Source organism: Aliiruegeria sabulilitoris, assembly GCF_001558155.1.
GTDB lineage: Bacteria > Pseudomonadota > Alphaproteobacteria > Rhodobacterales > Rhodobacteraceae > Tropicimonas > Tropicimonas sabulilitoris.
Genome location: NZ_LOAS01000100.1, coordinates 1 through 1,246, shown reverse-complemented (window position 1 = coordinate 1,246; position 1,246 = coordinate 1). Strand labels below are relative to the sequence as shown.

Below are 1,246 nucleotides of genomic sequence, written 5' to 3'. Positions count from 1 at the left end.
ATGGCACAATGCGATGCCGTTCGGGTGGAGCCGTCCACACCATCAGACCAATTCGAACTCGTCTCAGGTTGGACAGCGGCCCTGCCCTTTATGCCGCGCCGAGTTGGCGCCACTCGGCGAGATGGGATGGTTGCCGCCCTCCCCAGACGGCATCGCAATGTGCCAAGATTGTGGTGTTGAACGCCACGCGTAGAGGAGGACGGCGAGATGAAGGATATGATGGTTGGAGTCGATCTGGCAAAGAGTGTTTTCTAAGTCCACGTAGCGTCGCGGGCAGGAGAGGTGCAGTACCGCAAGAAACTGAGCCGAAAGCAATTTTGTGCGTTCATGGCTCAGCAAGAGCCAAGCCTGGTCATCTTTGAAGCCTGTGGGAGCGCTCATTATTGGGCGCGTGAAATGCAAGCGCTTAGCCACGAGGTGAGGCTGATCGCACCGCAATATGTGCGCCCGTTTGTAAAGCGCCAGAAAAATGATGCGGCCGATGCCGAGGCGATCGTGATCGCCGCCCGCCAGCCCGAGATGCGTTTTGTTCAGCCCAAGACCATCGAGCAGCAATCTCGCGCAGCGGTGTTCCGCGGCCGGGAACGCCTGGTGCATCAGCGGACCGCTGATGTGAACGCGCTGCGTGCACTCTTATATGAGCACGGCCATGTGTTTCCTGCTGGGATACGTCACCTCAATCGCATGACCACCCTTCTTGAGGACGAGACCTCTGACCTGCCAGTGCTCATTCGAGAGGAGGGCAAGGACCTACGAGCCCAGATTGCAGAGAAAACAGCGTGCATCACCGAGCGCACCGCGAAACTGAACAACTACCGGCTGACGCCGGTAGGATCGGCTATGTGCTGTTCGAGGTACTGAAGATGGGGTGGTTGCCGCCCATCTCAGACGGCATCGCATTGTGCCAAGGTGGCGATGTTGAATCCCACGCTAGGTCATGTTGACAAATGGCGGAGCCAGAGGCGGATTGATGTGATGTCGATGAAGCCGAGGAAGCTTTCAGCCGTTTTGTCGTAGCGGGTCGCGACGCGGCGTGCATTCTTGAGCTTGTTGAAGCATCTCTCCACCAAGTTCCGCAGGCGATACAGTGGGCGATCAACGCCAACACGCTTCTTTCGCGACTTCCTCATGGGTATCACTGGGTGAATGGCCCGTTCCCGCATCTCGTCGCGAATGCTGTCAGCATCGTAGCCCTTGTCGGCCAGCAACACGAAGGGTTCCGGCAGGTTATCGTCCATGACGAGAT

General features: G+C 57.9%; 2 protein-coding genes. One reads left to right on the top strand and one right to left on the bottom strand.

Going from position 1 to position 1,246, the window contains the following annotated elements:
• Window positions 1-282 precede the first annotated feature (282 nt).
• The gene (locus AX756_RS24710; RefSeq protein WP_231701189.1) at window positions 283-861 is read left to right on the top strand and encodes an IS110 family transposase; all 579 of its coding nucleotides are present in this window, start codon (window positions 283-285) and stop codon (window positions 859-861) included.
• Window positions 862-935: 74 nt separating this feature from the next.
• On the opposite strand, the gene AX756_RS24705 is transcribed toward AX756_RS24710, so the two are convergent.
• Window positions 936-1,246, bottom strand: a 311-nt coding sequence (locus AX756_RS24705; RefSeq protein ID WP_068318543.1) for a transposase, incomplete at its 5' end; no start/stop codon positions are given.